We start from the raw sequence: 3,970 nt of genomic DNA on the forward strand, positions 1-3,970 counted from the left end.
CGTGGCCTCGCCCTCCACGCTGGGGTTGGTGGCCAGCACCACCTCGCGCACGTCGCCCTGGCCGATGCGCTCCAGCAGCGGCTTCACGTTCAGCTCCGACGGGCCGATGCCGTCCAGGGGCGACAGGCGCCCGCCCAGGACGTGGTACAGCCCGCGGTACTCGCCTGTGCGCTCGATGGCCATGATGTCGCTGGCCTCCTCCACCACGCACACCAGCGAAACGTCGCGCCGGGCGCTGTTGCAGATGGCGCAGGGGTCCTGCTCCGACAGGTTTCCGCAGCGGCCGCAGGGGCGCACCTTCTCGCGCACGTCCACGATGCTGCGGGCTAGCCGGCGCGCGTCGTCCTCCGGCTGCTTGAGCAGGTGAAACGCCAGGCGCAGGGCCGTCTTGCGGCCAATCCCCGGCAGCCGCGCCAGCTCGCCGACGAGCTCGTCGATGGCCGACAAGGGCTCAGAGCCCCGGGAGGTTGAACGGCATCTGCAGCCCGCCCGAGAGCTTGCGCATCTCGCCCTCGTACAGCTCGTTGGCGCGGTTCTGCACCTCGTTCACGGCGGCGATCACCAGGTCCTCCAGCATCTCCACGTCGCCGGCCTGCACCACGGACGGGTCGATCTTGAGGGTGCGCAGCTTGCCGCGCCCGTCGGCCGTGGCCGTGACCATGCCGCCGCCCGTGCTCACGGACACGGTCTTTTGCCCCAGCTCCGTCTGCAGCTGCGACATGCGGGCCTGCACCTGCTGGCCCATCTCCAGGATCTGCTGAAAGTTGTTCATCTCGTTGTGCCGCCTGTGCGGATCATCATCAGGTAAGGAATGCACGCCAGCGCCGGCCGCGCCCGTCCGCGAGGAGGGCGCAACCCGCGCTCAGTCAACCAGTTCCAGGTCCCATGCTTGTACCGCCGCAGCGAGGACCGGTTCCCCTTCCATCATGCGGTTGAGCCGGTCGCGCCTGGCGCTTTCGCTGGTGATGCGGGCCGGGCCGCCGGAGCCGCCGCCGTTGCCCATGGCCGGGCCCTCGGTGGCCGCGTACACCACCGTCACCCGGCGCCCCAGCCGCCTGCCCAGCGCGTCCTCCAGCGTCCGCCTGGTGCTGACGCTGCTGACCTCGGGGATGTTGAGCGACGCCGTGGGCATCTCCACGCGCGCCTGCCCGTCGCCCGCCGGCACCACGCGGACCACGGAGCGCAGGATCATCCGCAGGGCGCCGGGGATGGCCGTGGGGTCCGCCATGATCGCCTTCCACGCGTCCGACAGCGAGCGCGGGTCCAGCGGGCCCCCCGCGCCGTCCGACAGGGCGGGAGGCGCGGCCTCCGCAACGGGCGGCTGCGCGAATCCGGGCGTTTGCCGGGGCGCCGGCGGCGGGCTGACGGGCTCCGGCCGGGCAGGCGCCATCGGGGCGCCCACCTGCACGCGGGCCGGCGGCGGCCCGTAGTCATCATACGGGATGTCGTCGTACGGCTCGTCGCCGATGGGCACGTCGTCGTACGAAGGCGGGCCGTCGTACGCGGGCGCCGGGCGCACGGGCGCGGACGCCTGCGCCATGGCGGGACGCGGCTCCGGCTCGCGGCGGGGCTCCGGCTCACGGCGCGGCGCGGGCTCCGGACGGGGCGCCGGCTCGGCGTGCGGCGTCGGCTGGACCGGCGCGGCGGCACGGGCCGGGGCCGGCTCGGCCGGACGCGGAGCCGGCGGCGCCTCGGGCGCGCGGGGCTGCGGCGCGGGCTCCACCGGGCGCGCGGGCGCGGCGGACGCCGTCGGCGGGCCCGGTGCGTCCGACGTGCGCGGCTGCGCGAAGCCGGCGGTCGATTGCGTCGGCGCCGAAGACTGGGGCTGCGGGGTGGGCTCGGTCAGGCGACCGGGCCGGGCGTCAGGCTGCCCCGGCCGGCCGCCCCCGAAGTTTCCCCGGGGTGCCCCGCCGTCTCCGCCACCGCCGCCGCTTCCCCCGCCCAGCGCGGAGAGCACGTCCTCCAGGCTGACGGTGCTTTCCAGGTACGCAAAGCGAAGCAGCAGCAGCTCGATGAGGATGCGCTGCTCGCCGCTCTTGCGGAACCGGCCGTCCGCGTCCAGCTCCGCCACCTGCGCCAGCATGCGCAGCAGGTCGCCCGGCGCGAACCGCGACGCCATCTCCTCCACCGTGGGCTGCAGGTGCTGCGGGATGGCCTCCACCTCGCCACCGCCCAGGCGGACGATGAGCAGGGCGCGGATGAAGTCCGCCAGGCCGCGGTAGAACTCGGCCAGGTCGTATCCCTCCTCCAGCATCCGCCCCACGAAGCGGAACACGTCCGCGGAGCGCCGCTCGGCGATGATGCCGAACAGGTCCAGGTAGACCTCCGTGCCCACGAGGCCCAGGATCCGCCGCACGTCGTCCGCGGAAGGCGCCCCTTCCGTAAAGCTGAGCACCTGGTCCAGCAGCGACAGGCCGTCGCGCATCCCGCCGTCCGCCTTTTGGGCGATGGGGACGAGCACCTCGTCGCCCACGGTGATGCCCTCGTACCCCAGCACCGTCCGCAGCCGGCCCACCAGGTCCGCCGTGCTGATGCGGTGAAAGTCGAAGCGCTGGCAGCGCGACAGGATGGGCGGCGCGGCCTGCTGGATCTTTTGCGGCTCCGTCGTGGCGAAGACGAAGATCACCCGTGGGGGCGGCTCCTCCAGGATCTTGAGGAGGGCGTTCCACGCCTCGCGGGTAAGCATGTGCGCCTCGTCGATGATGTAGACCTTGAAGCGGTCCTCTTCCGACGGGGCGTACATGGCCCGCTCGCGAAGGTCGCGGGCGTCGTCCACGCCGCGGTTGCTGGCGGCGTCGATCTCCACCACGTCCAGCGACGTGCGGCCGGCCCAGATGCGCTCACAGCTGTCGCACACGCCGCACGGCTCGCCCTCGGGCGTGCGGTTGGGGCAGTTGAGCGCCATGGCCAGCACGCGCGCCAGCGTGGTCTTGCCCACGCCGCGCGGCCCGCAGAACAGGTACGCGTGCGCCACGCGGTTGCGCTGCACGGCCGCGCGCAGCGTCTGCGACACGTGCTCCTGCGTGGCGACCTCGTCAAAGTGGCGCGGGCGGTAACGGCGTGCGAGTGCGGTGCGCGACACGGAGAACTGCCGGATGAAAGGGAGATCGATGAGCGACGACGGAATATAGCCTCCCCGTCCAGTCCCCTCAACGGAGCCGGCGGGGGCGTGCCCGGATTGGCCGTGTTGGCGCGGGTTGTTGCACGTTTGCACACGGCTGCCGATGATAGGTGTGGTGTCTCACCTATGCGGACACGATTCGCTTGTTCCGGTGATGCCGGGACGCATCCATTCCCATCCGGAGGACGTTCTGATGAGCAAGATGCAGCTGAACGTGGAGGCCCTGCAGGTCACGACGTTCGAGGTCGCCAAGGCCCCGGTCAACGATTCCAAGCCCGCGCAGCGCACCGGCGCCACCGGCTACTGCAACACGTGCGGGTGGTGCGACTGGACCGTCTGAACCGCTCTCGGCTCCGTATCGCCGGATGGACGACGCGAAGCCCCGGGGACTGTCCCGGGGCTTCGCCTTTTCCTGGTGGCAAGGCCGTTTCCGACAGGCAGAATCCTCGGCATTCGCGCGAAGTCCGGACCACGGATGATCCCGTGGTGACGCGAAACGATTCGCATCGGCGTCACCACATCCGCCAGGCGTCCTCCACGTGCTCGATGACCGGGTCGCCGCCGGCGGGGAGCAGGATGGCGACGGCGTCGAAGCGGTAGGTGTAGTCCGGCCGGCCGTGGGCCTCGATCCACGCGGCGGCCACCTGCTGGATCTCGCGCCGCTTCTTTCGCGTGATGGCCTCCAGCGGGTGCCCGTACCCCAGCCCGCCGCGCGTCTTGACCTCCACGAAAGCGACGACCTCGCCGCACTTTGCGACGAGGTCGATCTCGCGGTGTCCGATTCTGTAATTGCGGTGGACGATCTCCCACCCGCGCCGGGCCAGGTACCCGGCGGCCAGCTGTTCCCCC

Annotated in this window: 5 protein-coding genes; 1 reads left to right on the forward strand and 4 read right to left on the reverse strand. The window is 71.9% G+C overall.

Annotated features, from left to right (window positions below; translation table 11 throughout):
• The 3 genes from recR to dnaX form a co-directional block, all read right to left on the reverse strand.
• Window positions 1–447: recombination mediator RecR (gene recR, locus VFZ20_RS09355; RefSeq protein ID WP_329683597.1), on the reverse strand; the 447-nt coding region annotated here is incomplete at its 3' end.
• A 4-nt stretch (window positions 448–451) separates the two neighbouring features.
• Window positions 452–772, reverse strand: coding sequence for a YbaB/EbfC family nucleoid-associated protein (locus tag VFZ20_RS09360; RefSeq protein ID WP_329683598.1), 321 nt, complete (start codon window positions 770–772; stop codon window positions 452–454).
• Between the two features lie 90 nt (window positions 773–862).
• Window positions 863–3,082: a DNA polymerase III subunit gamma/tau gene (dnaX, locus tag VFZ20_RS09365; protein ID WP_329683599.1), complete on the reverse strand. Its 2,220-nt coding sequence runs from the start codon at window positions 3,080–3,082 to the stop codon at window positions 863–865.
• A 232-nt stretch (window positions 3,083–3,314) separates the two neighbouring features.
• Between dnaX and VFZ20_RS09370 the strand changes: the two genes are divergently transcribed.
• The gene (locus tag VFZ20_RS09370) at window positions 3,315–3,461 is read left to right on the forward strand and encodes a hypothetical protein (protein ID WP_329683600.1); all 147 of its coding nucleotides are present in this window, start codon (window positions 3,315–3,317) and stop codon (window positions 3,459–3,461) included.
• A gap of 172 nt (window positions 3,462–3,633) precedes the next feature.
• On the opposite strand, the gene VFZ20_RS09375 is transcribed toward VFZ20_RS09370, so the two are convergent.
• On the reverse strand, window positions 3,634–3,970 hold a 337-nt coding region (locus VFZ20_RS09375), incomplete at its 5' end, for a YraN family protein (RefSeq protein ID WP_329683601.1).

It is taken from the genome of Longimicrobium sp. (assembly GCF_036280135.1).
Taxonomy (GTDB): Bacteria; Gemmatimonadota; Gemmatimonadetes; order Longimicrobiales; family Longimicrobiaceae; genus Longimicrobium.

What these genes read in the sequence shown, in the direction of transcription:
- VFZ20_RS09360 (WP_329683598.1), bottom strand. Translation starts at nt 772, where the DNA reads ATGAACAACTTTCAGCAGATCCTGGAGATGGGCCAGCAGGTGCAGGCC.
- VFZ20_RS09370 (WP_329683600.1), top strand. Translation starts at nt 3,315, where the DNA reads ATGAGCAAGATGCAGCTGAACGTGGAGGCCCTGCAGGTCACGACGTTC.